Source organism: Paenibacillus sophorae (assembly GCF_018966525.1).
GTDB classification, from domain to species: Bacteria; Bacillota; Bacilli; order Paenibacillales; family Paenibacillaceae; genus Paenibacillus_AQ; species Paenibacillus_AQ sophorae.
In genome coordinates this window covers 5,003,371-5,019,453 of the sequence record NZ_CP076607.1, presented here as the reverse complement: position 1 = coordinate 5,019,453, position 16,083 = coordinate 5,003,371, and the positions used below count along the sequence as shown (strand labels likewise).

The following is a 16,083-nucleotide window of genomic DNA, read 5'->3' as shown; positions in this document are numbered from 1 at the left end:
GAAACCGACAGGAAAGGAGGGCTCTTGTTTTGGATGACCGTGAGCTGTTCGAGACTTACAACCGGGATGTGTACAGAACCTGCTATTATATGGTGCATAACGCGGCGGACGCCGAAGATTTATGCCAGGACGTGTTTATTGCCGCGTTCCGCAGCCGCCGGGAAGAGCTCGGGAACCCAAAGGCGTGGATTTTGAAAATCGCCGTCAATCATTGTCTGAATCATCTGAGCCGCAGACGCAAATTGAAGCTGAAGGTTGAAGACAATCGGCATCTTCTGGCCGGAGACGCAAACAAGCCGGTGGATCGGATTGTGGAGGACCGGGAGACGGCGGGGGAATGGGCCGTTTATCTGGAACGTTTGCCCGTCAAGATCAGGGCGGCCATTACACTGAGGTATATGCATGATTTCAGCCTGTCCGACATTTCAGAGATGCTGTCCGTTCCGGTGGGAACGGCTAAATCAAGGCTGCATAAAGGGCTGAGACTGATGAAGAAGATGCTTGAAAAGGAAGGACATGCAGAAGAGGAGGGGAACTATGAAGAGGCTGGAAGACGAGCTCATGCTTCGGTTAAATGACGATGAACAAGTGCCTTATCCCGACTTTGGCGCTATGTGGGAAAGGATGGATAAGACCGTCCCTGCCGGACCGGAAATGAGAGGGACCCTCGCCGCTCCGTTCGTCCGGAAGCGGAAGGTGAAGAGAATTGCGGTTGCCGCAACCCTCGGAGCTCTGCTTGTCGCCGCTCCCGTCTATGCCGCCATACATTATGACTTAGGCTATCTGCTAAATGGGAAAAGCGGCATTCAGGCGGCGCTTGAGCAAAACATGGGTCAAACGCTGGAGCGGTCCGTCACCAGGGAGGGCATTACCATGACCTTGCGCACGGCAATAGTTGACGATAACCGGACCGTCATTTTGTACACGCTGGATGCCGGGTTCCGCCCGCCGGAGGAGTTTTGGAATTTCAAGGGTTTCTCACTGAGGGATGCCGAAGGAAATCCGATCGAGGCGGAAGTGTCCAACTTACTGAGGTGGGATTTAAGCAATAAGAGATACTATGGTATTCTCGAGACCGATTGGACGCCTTCTCAGGATAACGAGCGAGTCCAGTTGGTTGCGGAGGAACTGCGGAAATACAGCCAGCAGGAGCAGGAAATCAAACTGGATCCCGCTTCCCAGGAGCCGCAAAGCTTCACCATCGGACGGGACGGAATGCAAAAAATAAAGATTCAGCCGTTTACGCAAGGCCCGGATAAAATGATGTTTGCCTCCACAGTCACGTTCGACCGTCCGGAAGTCAAGTCGTGGACCTTTCCGCAGATTGTAGCTTACCGGGACGGAACGGAAGTGAAGCCGCTGCCCGGGGGGACCTTTGGCACGCCGGATGGAAGCGGAAATTATACCTCGCAGCAGTATTTTGACCCGAAGGCCATTCCTGGTGGAAAGACGGTGTTCAAACTGCAGTATACGCGGGTGGAGCGGACGGTGGACGGCCCGTGGACGTTTGATCTGCAGCTCAGCAAAAAACAAATGCAAAGCGGAACGATACAGACAGCGCTTAACTTACCGCTGGAAGCGGGCGACAGCGGCAGCACGCTGGAGAAGATGGTCATTACGCCGACGCAGATTCGGATCGTGATCAGAACCCGGGAGAAATATCAGGAAATTCCTTATAAAAAATATAGTTTGGAAGTTGGCGGGAAAACGCTGGAAGGCCCGAGATATTACTCCCCAATGGATCCCTATCGGATCAGCCTGCGTATTGAGCGGCCGCTCGATCTGAAGGTGACCGCCGATACACCGATTATTTTTGTGGGCAAGCACAAAGTAACCGTTCATGAAGACAAGCAAACTTCTTTTCAATTGACGGGAATATCCGATAAAAAGCGGACGCTGGAAACAACGATCGGCGGTTATCCGGTAACGTGGACCTATTACAGGCAGGGGGCCGACCTGTACGTGGAAACCGGAAGCGAAGATGCCCGTTTCGGCGGCATTAACCAGACTTATATTATGCGGGGCAAAGAGAGATTGCTCGGAAAACCGCTCACGGCCAACTTTACAGGGGACGGCAATAACAAAGCCATCGACGTTTACAAGAATTTTCAGGGGACGGAAGCGGAAATCCATATGTTTTATTACACAATCGACGATCCGGAAAAAGTAACAAGGGTCACGCTGCGACCCGGGCCGACGCAGAGCGGCAGTCCGGCGCAATAAATCAATGAACGGGCAGGTCAAGGGTATCCTTGGCAAGCCCGTTTTTTAATGCCAGAGGGAGTCCCAGCCGCATCAGCCGCGCCGAACCCGCTGTACCCACGGTTATGTTGTGACCATTGCTCAAGCATAGCTCTATTAGGTGTTTCACCGGTGGGAATTGACAAGCGCTGAGCTTGTCATTAGTCTTATAACTTACGGGACTCTGCTGGAAGGGATGAATGAAATGAATGTGACAAGATGCGGGTGGGTAAACAGCGATCCGCTTTATATAGCTTACCATGACGAAGAATGGGGCAAGCCGGTGTACGACGACCTCAAGCTGTTCGAGCTGCTGATGCTGGAAGGGATGCAGGCGGGCCTGAGCTGGTACACAGTTTTGAAAAAAAGGGAGAATTATCGCGTGGCCTTCGACGGGTTCGACCCGGAGAAAATCATCCGGTATGATGACGCAAAAATCGAAGAGCTGATGAATAATGCGGGAATCATACGCAACCGTCTCAAAATCAAGGCCATTATTAATAACGCGCGCGTATACGGCGAAATTTCCCGGGATGAGGGCGGCTTTGGCCGTTATTTGTGGAGCTTTGTCAGCGGCGCGCCGGTCGCGGGGGACCGAGAGAGCCTGAAGGATGTTCCCGCGTCGACGCCGCAGTCCGATGCTATGAGCAAAGCGCTGAAAAAGAAAGGCATGAAGTTCGTCGGCAGTACAATCTGCTACGCGTTCATGCAGGCATCCGGAATGGTGAATGATCATGTACGGGACTGCATTTGCTGGAAGGAAGGCGTGCAGGAAGGCTAGCGCTGGCTCTATCAGGCTGGCTTTCTTGGTCGCGGGTTAGCCCATAGCGGGCCTTCGGGTTTGGCGCATGGCGCGGCGGTAAGGTATAATAACTACGACTTCCGTTTGGGAAATGCGGAACAAGCACATCGAAGAAGCGTATGCTATCAAATCTTTTAGGAGGCTTCAGGACCGCAATGCTATGGCATGAATTGACGATACATACAACCGAAGAAGCGCAGGAGATGATATCCGCGCTGCTCCAGGAAGCTGGAGCGGGCGGAGTTTCGATTGAGGAATCCGGCACGCTGAACAAGACGCGCGACACGCGCTACGGGGAGCTTTATGACGAGCCGCTGAATGATATTCCCGAAGGGGAAGCAGTGATCAAGGGCTACTTCACGGAAGGATCGCCGATGGACAGCATCTGCGCGGAGATTGCGCCTCGCGTTATGGAACTGCGGGAATTCGGCATCGATCCGGGCAAGGCCGACATCAGCTGGAAGACGGTCGACGAGGATGAATGGGCTCATGCCTGGAAGCAATATTTCAAGCCGCTTCGGGTCAGCGAACGGCTGACGATCAAGCCGGTGTGGGAGGAATATACTCCTGCGAGTCCGGAGGAGAAAATCATCGAGCTGGATCCCGGCATGGCCTTCGGTACGGGAACCCATCCCACGACCGCCCTCTGTCTGAGGGCGCTGGAGAAAGCGATCTCCGGCGGAGAAGAAGTGATCGACGTCGGCACGGGCTCGGGCATTCTGGCCGTTGGCGCGGTGCTGCTCGGCGCGCGGTCCGTTCTTGCATTGGATCTTGACCCTGTTGCCGTTCAGAGCGCTGCGGAGAACGTGGAGCTGAACGCTCTCTCGGGTTCCATAACGGTAAAAGAGAGCGACCTCTTGTCCCTGCTCGGCGGCGAAGGCGCAGCGGAGACTCCCGCCGGAGCGATGTGGCCCTCTGCCAGACCGGCGCAGACGCAGGAGGCGGACGGCGCGGCAGGGGAGGATGCACCGATATTCGGCGGCGCGGACGGAAGTAGCCGTGCTGAAGACACCGGCCAGACAGCCGGTTCCGGTTCGCCGCAGGATGGACTTGGCGTGAAGCTGCCGGTCAAGATAGTGGTGGCCAATATTTTGGCGGAAATTATCGTGCTGTTCACGGATGATGTGTACCGGGCCCTTCAGCCAGGCGGAATCTATATCACATCCGGCATTTATAAAGATAAAGAAGAATTGGTAAGAAAGGCTCTGGTAGCATCCGGATTTGAAATCAAGGAAGTAACAAAGGAAGAAGATTGGGTGGCGTTTACAGCCGGAAAGAGGTAAAGATGGATTTTTTGCAAAGTATTATTCGTATGCCGCTGGATCAGCTGCCGTTTTTTCTGGTATCGATTTTGATTGCCTTTACGGTGCATGAGTTCAGCCACGCTTATTTTGCCAACCGGTTCGGCGACCCGACAGCCCGTCTCTTGGGCCGCATGACGCTGAATCCGGCGGTGCATTTTGATGTGTTCGGGATTATTCTCTTGCTGATCGCGGGCTTTGGCTGGGCGCGGCCGGTGCCGGTCAACCGCGATAACTTCAGCCGTCCGCGTCTGATGGGCATCATCGTGTCCGCAGCCGGACCGATCAGCAATCTACTGATGGCGATTATCGGCTGCCTGATCTACGGAGTGCTGATTGCAACAGGCGTCTTTGACGCTATTCCGGCGGGTAAGGGGCAGGAAGCTGCACAGCTGTTTTTAAGTGTATTCACTTTCTGGAATTTCTTCCTGTTTCTATTTAATTTGATCCCGCTGCCGCCGCTGGATGGCTACCGGATTATCGAGGATCTCGCGCCGCGTCCCATCCGGGGAAGACTGCAGCAGTTCGAGCAGTGGGCGATGTTCTTGTTTCTGCTGATCGTATTTATTCCCGCGCTTCAGGCGCGTACGATCGGGCCTTTAAGTATGTGGGCAATTATAATGCGATCGGATACTCTTAATTTTTTCTATCAACTTTTTACGTAAATGAATCTGCAGGACTGTTCATCATGTAACAAACGTTGTATGATGGAACGTGATTGAATTGAAACGGCGGCAGGGCCCGGTAGGCGAGGGACGCCGCCGTTTTCTCCTGAAATAGAAGAATGAATAAGCTCTAATTACAGAACAGGATGTTGATAAGCATGCAGCGATATTTCGTATCTCCCGAAAATTTCGGAGAAGGCAGCGTATCCATCGGCGGCGAGGATGCCCGTCATATCGCCAGAGTGATGCGCGGCAAGGCCGGGGACAAGCTGATTGTAAGCGACGGGGTGTCCCGCGAGGCGCTGGCCGAAATCGCATTGATCGGCGAAGGCATCGTCACCGTCTCCATTATAGAGAACATGCCGATGACGCAGGAGCCGCGTGTCAAGATCACGGTGGCCCAGAGTCTGCCCAAGGGCGACAAGATGGAAATCGTCATTCAAAAATGCACCGAGATCGGCGCGGCGGCGTTCCTGCCCTTTTTGTCGGAGCGAACCATCGTGCAGTACGACGAACGCAAGGAGAGCAAACGGCTGGAGCGCTGGCGCAAAATCGCCAAGGAAGCTGCGGAGCAGGCTCACCGGAACATCGTTCCGGAAGTCGCCGCACCGCTGACCTGGAAGCAGCTACTAAAAACTGTAAATCGCTATGATGCGGTCTATTTTTGCTACGAGAAAGAAGAAGGGCTCCAGCTGCGTTCTGCGGTTGCACCGTGGGCCGCGCAGCTTGGAGCCACAGCTGAAGCTTCGGCATTGGTCATTGTCGGACCCGAGGGGGGCTTTAGCGAGAACGAATGCCGGGAGGCCGAGGAGGCAGGCGCGGTGTCCGTCGGCTTGGGCAAGCGCATTCTGCGCTGCGAGACGGCAGGCATGGTGGCCGCGGCCTGCATTTTATATGAAACCGGAGAAATGGGGGAAGCTTGAAAAATGCCATCCGTTGCATTTTATACTTTAGGCTGCAAAGTCAACTTTTACGATACCGAAGGCATCTGGCAGCTGTTCAAACAGGAAGGCTACGAGCAAGTGGACTTCGAGGGGCAGGCAGATGTTTATCTGATTAATACCTGCACGGTTACCAATACGGGAGATAAAAAAAGCCGGCAGATGATCCGCCGCGCCGTCCGGCGCAATCCGGAAGCGATTGTAGCCGTTACCGGCTGCTACGCGCAGACCTCTCCGGGCGAGATTCTGGACATTCCCGGCGTCGATCTGGTCATTGGCAATCAGGACCGCGACCAGATCATACGGCATGTGAACAGCATCCGGGAATCGCGCCAGCCCGTCAACGCGGTCCGGAACATCATGAAGACGCGAGAGTTTGAGGAGCTGGACGTGCCGGGCTTTGCGGAGCGGACGCGCGCATTTCTCAAGATCCAGGACGGCTGCAACAATTTCTGCACCTTCTGCATCATTCCGTGGTCGCGGGGACTGTCCCGCAGCCGCGATCCGAAAGCAATCGTCAAGCAGGCGCATCAGCTGGTGGAGGCCGGGTACAAGGAATTCGTGCTGACCGGCATTCATACCGGCGGCTACGGAGACGATCTGGACAATTACCGCCTCGCCGACCTGCTCTGGGAGCTGGACAAGGTGGACGGACTGGAGCGCGTGCGCATCAGCTCGATTGAAGCGAGCCAGATCGACGATAAGCTGCTGGATGTGCTGAACCGTTCGTCCAAAATGTGCCGCCACCTTCACATTCCGCTTCAGGCCGGACACAACGAAGTGCTGAAACGGATGCGCCGGAAATATACGACCGAAGAGTATTTTTCCAAAATGCAGTTGATCCGCCAGGCGATGCCTGACGTTGCCATCACCACCGACATTATCGTGGGCTTCCCTGGGGAGACGGACGAGATGTTCCGTGCAGGGTATGATTTTATGAAGGCGGTCGATTATTCGGAAATGCATGTGTTCCCCTATTCCAAACGCACGGGTACGCCTGCGGCCCGCATGGAGGATCAGGTGGACGAGGAGATTAAGAACGACCGCGTACAGCAGCTGATCGACTTGTCCGAGGAGATGCAGCTGGCGTATGCCCGCAGATTCGTCGGACGCACGGTCGGCGTCATTACGGAGAGATCGGCGAAAGGCGCGCCCGGACGGGATGTTCAGCACGGCTTCAGCGACAACTACCTGCAGGTGCTGTTTGAAGGTGGCGATGAGCTGCAGGGCCAGCTCTGTCAGGTGAAGATAACCGAAGCCGGTGTGAACGAGTGCAGGGGAGAACTGGTCGGCGTAGCCGGGGAAGCTTTGCGTTCGATTTAGCCGGGAAGCCGCCGCCTATTCAAGGGTTTCATTCTCTGGAGGATGGAACCCTTCATTTTTGATGAATTTTTTTCCAATAGGGTAATGATTTCGGACAGGATTGTCGATATATTTGGAAGGGTTTGGAGAAGCCTGTGAAACTATTCATAACCAAAGGAGACCTACCATGTTATCGAACAAGAAAATGACTCATTGGGTTCTGCTTGTCGCCCTTTTCGTTTCAATTCTGTTCCCGGCGGGCGCTGGGGCCGCTGCAGGGGATGTTAATTCCATCGAATTCGACAGCGCGTCCAAAGTTGAACTGACAGTCGGCCAAACGCCGAAGCAGCTGAAGGTGCTCGCTACAGTGGAAGGAAGCTCCTCCAAGAGGGACATTACGGCCGCAGCCGTCTGGACGTCGTCCGATACCGGCGTGGTGACCGTGTCCAGCGGCCTGCTGACACCAAAAGGCAGCGGCAGCGCCATCATTAAGGCTACGTATAATAATTCGGTGGCAACTATAGAGGTATCCGTATCTTATCCTTATAAAAATCTGAAGCTGGAACATGAGGGCTCCGGCAGCTACAAGCTGGGCGATAGCGGGAGCCTGCTGCAGGTCACGGCGACCATTGCCGGCGGTGATTCGGAAACGGCTGTGAATGACGTGACGGAAGATGCCGAATGGAGCAGCTCCAATGGAAATGTACTAACCGTATCCGATGGCTTGCTTAAGCTTGTCGGCGAAGGATCGGCTACCATCGCAGCCAAATACAAAGGGCTTACCGCTTCCTTCAAGGCGACCGTGGCGCTGCCGTATTCCGGGCTGGAGATTAGAAGCGGCGGGGCAGCCGTGGACGAGCTGGAAATGTTGATCGGAGACGATGCCGTGTCCTTAAGCGCTTTTACCAAGGCGTCCGAACAGAGCGATGTGAAGAATGTGACCGCGGATGCGAAATGGACTTCCTCCAACACATCCGCCGTGACGGTGGAGAATGGCGCTATTAAGGCCATTGGCATCGGGAAAGCAACGATCAAGGCGGATTATCTGGGAGTTTCTCAGTCGGTCGACGTCTATGTGCGCGCTCCTTACGAGGCGCTGCTGCTTACGCCGTCCGGCGATCAGACACTGTTTATCGGCGAAACATTGAAGATGAAGGCCGAGGTGCGCGATGCGGCGAATTCAACCATCGATGTGACAAGCGATGCGAATTTCAGCCTGGACAACAAGCTTGCGGCGGCGCTGAGTACGGGCACCGAGACCGTCATTACCGCCAAGGCAGCCGGAACTTCGGCGGTTAAGGCGGAATACAAGGGAAGCTCCAAAAGCTTCAAACTTACAGTTTATCCGACACTGAGCGCCATGAAGGCGGACAGTACGAAGCTTGAGCTATATACCGGGGATACCGCTGGACTTCCGAAGGTCAGCGGAACTAAACTGGACGAATCCACGGTGGATATCAACCAGGAAATAGAGTGGACTTCAGCGAACGAGGATATCGCCATGATCAAGGACGGCAAAATCTCGGCGGTTTCCGCTGGAACGGTTCATCTTACGGGGAAATGGAAAGAGGCCCAAACGGTGTCCTCCAAGGCGGACTTTCGCAGTAAAAGCGTGGATGTTGTACTGACGGTAAAGGACAAGGTGCTTGTGCTGATCGGTCCCGAGGATGATTTAGGTCTCGTAGCGGGCGAAGAAGCACAGCTTCCAGAGGTGAACGCCGTTATGGAGAACGGCGACGAGAAGGATGTTACGGACGAGATCGCTTGGACCCTTTCGGGCAGCAATGCCGTCATCAAGCAGACAAGCTCCGGCAAGGTCATCAAGGGACTTGTCAAAGGCTCTGCGACGCTGAAAGGCACCTACTCCAACAAGAGCATCTCCATACCGGTCAAGATTGAGCAAAAAATCGTCAAAATCACGGTGGATCCCGCTGTTCTGGAAATGAACATCAAGAACACCAAATCCATTAAGGCTACCGGATATACAGCGGCAGGCAAGACTGTGAACCTGTCCTCGGTCATGAACTGGACGTCATCCGATACGGCCGTGGTTTCCGTCAAGGGAGCCAGCATCAAGGCGCTCGCTGAAGGAACAGCCTCATTGTCCGGATCTTACCAGGGCATTTCGGTAACCGTTAAAGTATCCGTTGTCCCGAAACTGACCAAGCTGAAGTTGAGCGAGAATCGGTTCAAGCTGTCTCCGGGGAGTGCGGCTTCGGTTTCTGTTACAGCTGAATATGATACCGGAAAGACGGCGAGCGTAACGGGAAGCGTCGTGTGGACAAGCTCCAAGCTGTCCGTGGCGTCGATTTCCCAAAGCGGAGCCATTGCCGCTTATTCCAAAGGAACGGCTGTACTTAAAGGGAAGTTCGGCGGAAAAACCGTTTCGGTAACGGTAACAGTAAAATAAATAAACGGTAAAATAGAATGAACGAAAGGCGGCCTGCTCACTGCAGCCGCCTTTCCAGCCTTGACCATACAGGCAGGTAACAGAGAGGCAGCGCCAGCAGCGAGCAGGCGACGTTAAACAGCGTCTGCGCGTGGGCGATCTGCGCGGCGGGACCCCCGCCGATCCAGGCGGCGGTCTCCTGAATCAGACCGGTCAGAGGCAGGAACACAATCGCGCCGCCGACATTGAGAGCGACATGCGACCAGGCGACAAAGACGCCGGACGGACTGCCGCCGATGGAGGCGATGACCGCGGTGACGCAGGTCCCGACATTGGCGCCAAGCACAATAGCGATGCCGAGCTCCGGCGGCAGCGCTCCGGAAGCGGCGACGCCCATCGCCATGCCGATGACGGCGCTGCTGCTGTGTACCAGCGCCGTCAGGCAGGCTCCAGCGGCAAAGCCCCACACGGCGTTCTCCGCCGCCCGGTTCAGGAACCAACTGAAGAGGCCGCTCTCCTGCAGTGCGGGGCCGATTGACTGCATAACGGAGATGCCCCACAGAACGAGCGCGAATCCGGCGATCGCCAGGCTGGCGAACTGAAGCGGCAGGGCGATTCTGCGTCCGGTTTCCGCGAGATGCGAGCGGTACGGCGGAAGCTCGCCGAGCGTGACGGCCGCAGCCCATAAGGCGAGCGAGGCCGCCAGCAGCGGAGCGGCGAACCTGCCGATTTGCAGGCCGATCAGCTCCGTCGTCAGGCAGGTGCCGATGTTGCTGCCGAGTATAATGCCGAGGGTCCTGGCATAGGTCAGCAGCCCGGCATTGACCATGCCGATCGACAGCACCGTTACAGCGGTGCTGCTCTGGAGAACGGCGGTGAGCAGGCTGCTGGAGGCCATGCCCATGAGGGGCGTGGCCGTCGCTTTGTTCAGAACGCCGATAAGCAGGGGACCGGCAAGCTTGGACAGCGCGGTCTCCATCAGCTTCATTCCGGCAAGAAAGATAATAATGCCGTATAATACGGGGAACAGCACATCGCGAATCATAGCAGCGGTTCTCCTCTTTTCAGCAGGGTTGTACACCAATATATGAATGCGGTGACCGGGACATGCATGAGCAAGGGACCTATATTTAACAAACAACAGGGAGTTGAGGCTAGTGGCATCGGTCATTTTACAGCGCAGCCGCAAAAAAAGGCTGGAAGCGGGACATCCGTGGATATACGGAAACGAAGTGGAGACGGTGGAAGGAAACCCCGTAGAGGGAGGGCTGGTGGACGTCCTCAGCCATCAAAGAAAATACTTAGCGACCGGATACTATAATCCGGCTTCGCAGATCAGGATTAGAGTCGTGTCGCACAGCCCGCTTATGGAGATGGACACGGCCTTTTTCGCGGACCGGTTTGCCCGCTGTCTGCATCACCGTGAGCGGTTTCTTGGCGAGGAGAACGCCTACAGGCTGGTGTACGGAGAGGCTGATTTTCTGCCGGGTCTGATTGTCGACCGCTTCGGCGACGTGCTTGTTGTGCAGCTGCTGACGCTCGGAATGGACAAGCGCCGCGCCGAAATCGTCGAAGCACTGGTACAAGTATTGAAGCCGAAAGGCATCTATGAACGCAGCGATGTTGGCGTGCGCGAGCTTGAGGGGCTGGAGCTGCAGACGGGAGTTCTGTACGGCGAATGCCCGCGTCACGTCACCGTGACCGAGAACGGACTGAAGCTGATTGTCGACATCGAACAGGGCCAAAAGACGGGCTATTTCTTCGACCAGCGGGAGAACCGCGCTTCCATCGCTCCTCTGATGACCGGATGGGGAGCGCGCAGCGGTATTACGCTTCAAGAGGTTAAGGGTGAACATGGCTTAAGCCGGACGGTTCCCGTCAACAAGAGCGGCAAGGAGGTCGCCTTCCCTTACTGGGACGGCGCGACCGTGCTTGAGTGCTTCTCGCATACGGGCAGCTTCACACTGAACGCCTGCAAATACGGGGCGAAAAAGGTCACCTGTCTCGACGTTTCCGCCCACGCGATTGAGAGTGCCAAGGCCAACGTGGAGCTGAACGGCTTCAGCGACCGGGTGGAGTTCGTCGTGGACGACGCTTTCCAGTATTTGCGCAGCCAGGTGAAAGGGCTGGAGGAACGGGCGGAACGCGCCGCCGTGAACGCCGGAGTGGCTTCACCGGATCAATCCGCAGCTAATGCGGGAGGAGGCAAATCCGCATCCAAGCCGGATACCTCCAAGCCGATGACAGCCGGAGGAGGACGGACCTGGGATGTCGTCATTCTCGATCCGCCCGCCTTCGCCAAGACGAAGAGTGCAGTCAAAGGGGCATGCCGGGGCTACAAGGACATCAACCTGCACGGCATGAAGCTGGTGAACGAAGGCGGCTATTTGGTCACCGCCAGCTGTTCCTACCATATGCGACCGGAGCTGTTTCTGCAGACGATCGCTGAAGCCGCCGAGGATGCGGGCAAGGTGCTGCGGCTGATCGAATGGCGCGCAGCCGGCAAAGATCATCCGCAAATTTTGGGTGTGGACGAGGGTCATTACCTGAAGTTTGCCATTTTTGAGGTCACCTCGAGGTAAGGGCAAATTCGTTAATAGTCCATTGCGGCGCCGTTAATCACCGTCAGCGTGATGTTTGCCGCCTGCAGAGCATCATTTATGATTCAGTTAACAGGCGTTACCGGGCTGTTCTTGAGGGTCTGACCAAGACCTAAAGGACAGCCTTTTGCATGGGTCTTGATATTGTGAAAGCCATTCCCGCTTTACGTTGGGATTCCACTCTAGATATTGGGAGTATCCCAAACGTATGTTCTGTTTTGTGTTTGTATGATATAATGATAGGACGAATAACAGCTTTTCTGTCCATTGAGGGTGGAGAGCTGATATATAGAACGCATAAATTGTATTTTTATTCGCGGAAGGAGTCTATAAAGCATGCCGGTGACGTTTTTGATCGGCCGTTCGGGCAGCGGTAAAACGACGAAAATATGGAACTCGATCTGTGCGACTTTGCGTGAGGATCCCTTGGGTGCTCCGATCATTCAACTGGTCCCGGAGCAGGGCTCCTTTAGCGCCGAGCAGGGGCTGCTTAGCGCCTGTGACAATCGGGGCAGCCTGCGCGCGCAGACGCTCAGCTTTCCGCGTCTCTCGTACCGGGTGAAGCAGGAGACCGGCGGAAGAGGCGGCGTGCCGATCGGCGATGAAGGCAAGAAGATGCTGCTTTACAAAATTTTGAGCCGGCGCAAGGAAGAATTGAAATTGTTCGGCGCTTCGTCGGACCGTCCCGGCTTTGTGGACCGGTTGAGCCGGCTGCATTCCGAGCTGAAGCGATGCTGCCTTACAACCTCCAATCTGGAGGAACAGCTGTCCCGGATACGGGAGTCAGCGGTCGGCAGTCCGATCCTTACCGGCAAGCTGGAAGACTTGAATATCGTATTCACCGATCTGGAGCAGGCCATGTCCGATCTGTATATTGACGAGGAAGACCGGCTGGCCGAGCTTTCGGAGCTGATCCCCTCTTCTTCTTTCGTTTGCGGTTCCTCTATTTTCGTGGACGGCTTCCGGGGGTTTACGGCCCGCGAATTTACAGTGCTGCGCCAACTGATGCTGCATGCCGCCGACATGACAATCGCGCTGACGCTCGACCGGCCCTTTCTCGGCGGGCACCGGCCGCATGAGCTGGAGCTGTTTCATCCTTCGGCCTCCGCTTACATGAAGCTGAGGGGGATGGCGGAAGAGCTTGGCCTTGATGTCAGGGACGAAGTGCTGGCGCCCGCGGTGCTGCCGCGCTTTGAAGGTGCGCCCGCTTTGGCGCATTTGGAGCGCGGCTTTGACCGCCGGCTGCCATACCGGGGACCGAAGCCAGCGGAAGATGAGATAACGATCCGGGCGGCCGCGAACAAGCGCGCGGAAATGGAAGGCGCGCTGCGGGAGATGCGGAGACTTGCGCGCGAAGAAGGAGCGAAGTATGGCGAAATGGCTGTATTCGTCCGCAAGTTGGAGGATTACGATTATCTTGTGCCGGCCCTTTTCCGGGATTACGGCGTACCGTTCTTCCTTGACCGCAAGGCGGGAGAGCTTCACCATCCGCTAGTGGAGTTTATCCGTTCGGCGCTGGACATCGTCCGCCGCCGCTGGCGGTATGAGGATGTGTTCCGCTGCGTGAAGACGGGCTTTCTGCTTCCATTGGACGGCAGCTTGACCAGGGACCATATGGACACTCTGGAGAACTATATCCTTGCCTGCGGCATTCAAGGATATCGCTGGACCGATGAGAAATACAAATGGAAGGCGATCCCAAGCCTGTCGCTGGAAGGCGGAGGAAAGACCGACGCCCGGCTGGTGCCGCTGATGGAAAGATGCCGGAAGGCGATAACTGCGCCACTGAAAGCTTTCGAACAGCGAATTAAGAAGAGCCGCAGCGGATTTGATCTGTGTAAGTCGGTATTCGGGCTGCTGGAAGACAGTGCCGCCGCGCGCAAGCTGGAATACATGAGCGCCGCAGCGCTGGAAGAAGGGAAAACTCAGGATGCCCGGGAACACCGGCAGCTGTGGGGCGCCGTCCTTGATCTGCTGGATCAGATCGTGGAGATGATGGGCGAGGAGACTTTGAGCGTCGACATGTTCGCTGGAATTTTGGAGACGGGGCTTGCCGAGCTGCGGATGGGCCTTGTTCCTCCGGCGCTTGATCAGGTGCTTGTCGGAACGATGGACCGGACGCGGGTCTCGGGAGTCAAGTACGCTTTTTTACTCGGCTTCAACGAAGGGGTCGTACCGGCGCTGTTTCAGGAAGACGGCGTGCTGTCCGAGACGGAACGTTCCCTTTTGGAAGGAGCGGGCATGGAGCTTGCGCCTGGATCTTCCCGCCAAATGCTGGATGAACGCTTTCTGATCTATGATGCTCTGACTTCGGCTTCCCGCAAGCTGTGGGTCAGCTATGCATGTACGGATGACGATGGCAAAGGCTTGCTTCCTTCGGAAATGATCCGCCATTTGCGCAGGATGTATCCGTCACTGGCCGAGATACCTCTGCAGAGTCTTCCGGTGTCGGCTCCGCCTGAGGAGCATCACGATTTCATCGGCCATCCCGAGCAGACTCTGCGTATGCTGATCGTACAGCTGCGCCAGTGGAAGCAGGGACAGGATATCCCGCAGATCTGGTGGGAGGTCTATAATTGGTTTGCGGAGAACGGGGTATGGGGACCGCGTTTGCAGACCTTGATAAGCTCGCTGTTTTACCGTAATCCCGGTATGCCACTCCGAAGAGAAACAAGTCTCAGGCTGTACGGCGGCTCCACGCTGCGCGGAAGCGTCTCGCGAATGGAGAAATTCGTCTCCTGTCCGTTCTCCCATTTCGCCTCTTACGGCCTGCGGCTCAAGGAGCGCCAGCTGTACAAGCTTCAGGCTCCGGATATCGGGCAGCTGTTTCACGCCGCGCTGAGTACCATGGCGTCGAAGCTTCAGAGCGAGGGACGAAGCTGGGGGGCTCTGACACCCGAAGAATGCCGGAAGGAAGCCGGTGACACGGTGGACATGCTGGCGCCAATGCTTCAGGGAGAGATCCTGAAGAGTTCGAAGCGTTATGGATATATTGCCCGCAAGCTTAAGAATATTGTCGGGCGGGCTTCTGTTATTCTCGGGGAGCATTCGCGAAGGGGCAGCTTCGATACCGCTTTTCTCGAGCTGGATTTTGGTCCGGGCAAGCCGCTGCCGCCACTGCGCATTGAACTACCGAACGGCTGTTTGATGGAGGTCGTAGGAAGGATCGACCGCGTTGATACCGCAGAGGGCGAGAACGGAATACTGCTAAGGGTCATCGACTATAAATCCAGCCGCAAGGATCTTAAGCTTCATGAAGTGTATTACGGATTGTCGCTGCAGATGCTGACGTATCTGGATGTGCTGCTAACCTATGCCGAGGAGTGGCTAGGGGAACCTGCGTTTCCGGCGGGAACGCTGTATTTTCACGTCCATGATCCGCTGCTCTCGTCGCCAAACGGCATGAACCGGGAGCAGGCGCAGCAGGAACTGCTGAAGCGGTTCAAGATGAAGGGGCTGCTCATGGCGGACCGTGAAGTCGTCTCGCTCATGGATACGAGCCTGGACAAGGGACATTCAAGTATCGTGCCGGTTGCGCTGAAGAGCGACGGCAGCTTTTACAGCAGTGCTTCCGTCGCTACGCCCGAGCAGTGGGACCGTCTGCTGTCTTCCGTAAGAGGGACGATCACGGAAATCGGAACCCGCATCACGGAAGGGGACGTAGCCATCACGCCTTACCGGATTCAGCAGGAGACCGCATGCACGTTCTGTTCCTATAGAGCGGTGTGCCAGTTCGACGAGGCCGTGGAAGGCAACGGATACAAGCATTTAGGCAAGCCGGGCAAAGACGCAATCTGGGAGATGCTGTCCCGCAAAGACGAAGGAGGAAACAGACCGTGATC

11 protein-coding genes are annotated in these 16,083 nt (G+C 56.0%); 10 read left to right on the top strand and 1 reads right to left on the bottom strand.

All coding sequences use genetic code 11. The features are described 5' to 3' along the window. Positions 1–29: 29 nt before the first annotated feature. The 8 genes from KP014_RS24375 to KP014_RS24340 all read left to right on the top strand — a co-directional run bounded on the left by KP014_RS24375 (position 30) and on the right by KP014_RS24340 (position 9,662). Positions 30–578, top strand: coding sequence for an RNA polymerase sigma factor (locus tag KP014_RS24375; RefSeq protein WP_036602156.1), 549 nt, complete (start codon positions 30–32; stop codon positions 576–578). Beyond that, the gene (locus tag KP014_RS24370; protein ID WP_036602158.1) at positions 538–2,223 is read left to right on the top strand and encodes a DUF4179 domain-containing protein; all 1,686 of its coding nucleotides are present in this window, start codon (positions 538–540) and stop codon (positions 2,221–2,223) included. Before KP014_RS24375 ends, KP014_RS24370 begins: the two co-directional genes overlap by 41 nt. A gap of 223 nt (positions 2,224–2,446) precedes the next feature. Further along, the gene (locus KP014_RS24365) at positions 2,447–3,022 is read left to right on the top strand and encodes a DNA-3-methyladenine glycosylase I (protein ID WP_036602170.1); all 576 of its coding nucleotides are present in this window, start codon (positions 2,447–2,449) and stop codon (positions 3,020–3,022) included. Positions 3,023–3,198: 176 nt separating this feature from the next. Further along, positions 3,199–4,326 (top strand): 50S ribosomal protein L11 methyltransferase, encoded by a 1,128-nt coding sequence (prmA, locus tag KP014_RS24360; RefSeq protein ID WP_036602160.1) that lies wholly within the window; start codon positions 3,199–3,201, stop codon positions 4,324–4,326. 2 nt (positions 4,327–4,328) lie between these two features. Continuing rightward, complete coding sequence (locus KP014_RS24355) at positions 4,329–5,009, top strand: site-2 protease family protein (RefSeq protein WP_036602162.1); 681 nt, start codon at positions 4,329–4,331, stop codon at positions 5,007–5,009. A gap of 158 nt (positions 5,010–5,167) precedes the next feature. Beyond that, positions 5,168–5,932 (top strand): RsmE family RNA methyltransferase, encoded by a 765-nt coding sequence (locus tag KP014_RS24350; protein WP_090834355.1) that lies wholly within the window; start codon positions 5,168–5,170, stop codon positions 5,930–5,932. A 3-nt stretch (positions 5,933–5,935) separates the two neighbouring features. Next, a complete protein-coding gene (mtaB, locus tag KP014_RS24345) occupies positions 5,936–7,273 on the top strand; it encodes a tRNA (N(6)-L-threonylcarbamoyladenosine(37)-C(2))-methylthiotransferase MtaB (protein WP_090834354.1) in 1,338 nt (445 codons plus the stop codon). Between the two features lie 166 nt (positions 7,274–7,439). Continuing rightward, on the top strand, positions 7,440–9,662 hold the full coding sequence (locus KP014_RS24340; RefSeq protein WP_090834353.1) for a hypothetical protein: 2,223 nt from the start codon (positions 7,440–7,442) through the stop codon (positions 9,660–9,662). 37 nt (positions 9,663–9,699) lie between these two features. Here the strand turns inward: KP014_RS24340 and KP014_RS24335 are convergent, their stop codons facing one another. Next, positions 9,700–10,686, bottom strand: a complete 987-nt coding sequence (locus KP014_RS24335) for a Na/Pi cotransporter family protein (RefSeq protein WP_090834352.1) — start codon at positions 10,684–10,686, stop codon at positions 9,700–9,702. A 112-nt stretch (positions 10,687–10,798) separates the two neighbouring features. Between KP014_RS24335 and KP014_RS24330 the strand changes: the two genes are divergently transcribed. Together KP014_RS24330 and addB are read left to right on the top strand one after the other, a co-directional pair. Beyond that, positions 10,799–12,223 (top strand): class I SAM-dependent rRNA methyltransferase, encoded by a 1,425-nt coding sequence (locus KP014_RS24330; protein WP_036602285.1) that lies wholly within the window; start codon positions 10,799–10,801, stop codon positions 12,221–12,223. Between the two features lie 354 nt (positions 12,224–12,577). After that, entirely contained in the window at positions 12,578–16,081 is a 3,504-nt protein-coding gene (gene addB, locus KP014_RS24325; protein WP_036602286.1) for a helicase-exonuclease AddAB subunit AddB, read from the top strand. Positions 16,082–16,083 lie beyond the last annotated feature (2 nt).

Bases quoted from the DNA above. Each gene is read 5' to 3' on its own strand.
- KP014_RS24370 (WP_036602158.1), top strand. From the start codon at position 538: ATGAAGAGGCTGGAAGACGAGCTCATGCTTCGGTTAAATGACGATGAA.
- KP014_RS24365 (WP_036602170.1), top strand. From the start codon at position 2,447: ATGAATGTGACAAGATGCGGGTGGGTAAACAGCGATCCGCTTTATATA.
- prmA (WP_036602160.1), top strand. From the start codon at position 3,199: ATGCTATGGCATGAATTGACGATACATACAACCGAAGAAGCGCAGGAG.
- KP014_RS24355 (WP_036602162.1), top strand. From the start codon at position 4,329: ATGGATTTTTTGCAAAGTATTATTCGTATGCCGCTGGATCAGCTGCCG.
- KP014_RS24350 (WP_090834355.1), top strand. From the start codon at position 5,168: ATGCAGCGATATTTCGTATCTCCCGAAAATTTCGGAGAAGGCAGCGTA.
- mtaB (WP_090834354.1), top strand. From the start codon at position 5,936: ATGCCATCCGTTGCATTTTATACTTTAGGCTGCAAAGTCAACTTTTAC.
- KP014_RS24340 (WP_090834353.1), top strand. From the start codon at position 7,440: ATGTTATCGAACAAGAAAATGACTCATTGGGTTCTGCTTGTCGCCCTT.
- KP014_RS24335 (WP_090834352.1), bottom strand. From the start codon at position 10,686: ATGATTCGCGATGTGCTGTTCCCCGTATTATACGGCATTATTATCTTT.
- addB (WP_036602286.1), top strand. From the start codon at position 12,578: ATGCCGGTGACGTTTTTGATCGGCCGTTCGGGCAGCGGTAAAACGACG.